Origin of the sequence: Corynebacterium sp. AOP36-E1-14 (assembly GCF_052377495.1) — a bacterium.
In the GTDB taxonomy this organism is placed as follows: domain Bacteria; phylum Actinomycetota; class Actinomycetes; order Mycobacteriales; family Mycobacteriaceae; genus Corynebacterium.
Window position 1 is genome coordinate 1 of sequence record NZ_JBQSWV010000070.1, and the last position, 1,045, is coordinate 1,045.

The window sequence follows — 1,045 nt, forward strand, 5'->3', positions numbered from 1 at the left end:
CGGGCCGCATGTCGATCAACCGCGCTGGCCCGCGCCCATCGACCAGTGGGGTCAGATCCACCAGCACCGTGACCATCGAGGAGGGATCGCCGGGACGGCGGGTGTGTTTCCTGACTTGGCTCAGATTAGTACGGTGTTCCCACGGCACGGCGCCGAATATCGCTCACGATTTCTACTAACTCCGGCGGTAGCGGCACCGCCGCGACCGCCTCGTGCCCGCCGACATTGATCCGCATCTCCCGGTAACCACGCAGCGTCTGCACCAGTTTCTTCAACGACCACCCCGATGCCGACTCCAGCCAACGACCCACCGCCAACGCCGCCATCACCACCGTCAGGTGAGCATCAATCGACTGCTTGAGCGTGTGGAAGATCGGTCGGGCCTTCAGATCCGACTTCGCCATCCGGAATGACCGCTCAATCTGAAACAACCGCCGGTAATAGCCGATGATCACCATCGGATCCTCATCCAACCTGCTGGTCACGTAGGCTTTGATCCCTGCCAGCTCGCGGTGCTGGGAAGCGAGTTCGAGGTTGACTTCCTTGGTCGTCTTTCCCATTTTCACGTACCGGTTGCGCTTGACCGGGGTCTTTCCTTCTGCGATGTTGCGGGCCTTGCGCAGTGACTCGTCAATCCCCTTGACGGTCCGGCGGGCTCGGTCGGCGGAGTAGTGGTAGATCGTCCGTGACGGTCGGATCCCCTTGGCCGGGTCGCCGGGATCCCGGCTGACCCAGATCTGATCGTGGGTGTACTCGACCCCGGGATGGTCGTTGCGCCACTTCCAGATCGGGTACGGCAACTCCCTGGTCTTGCCACCCAGGACATATGACAGGCCGGCGGCGTCCAGGTCCCGCCGGTTGGCCTCACTGATCATCCCGGCGTCGGCGACGACGGTGACGTCATGCAGGTCGTAGGTGTCCATGAACGCTTCCACCGAGGGAAGGAACGTCTTCGTTTCCGCCCTGTTCCCTTCAAAAGCCTGGATGCGCAGTGGGAACCCGTTCACGTCAGTGAGCATGCCGACGGTGATCTGCGGATCAATCC

General features: G+C 62.2%; 1 protein-coding gene. It reads right to left on the bottom strand.

Going from position 1 to position 1,045, the window contains the following annotated elements; translation table 11 throughout:
- Nucleotides 1-125: 125 nt before the first annotated feature.
- The coding region (locus ACT3TD_RS14765; protein WP_444615240.1) for an IS1634 family transposase at nt 126-1,045 on the bottom strand (920 nt) is incomplete at its 5' end.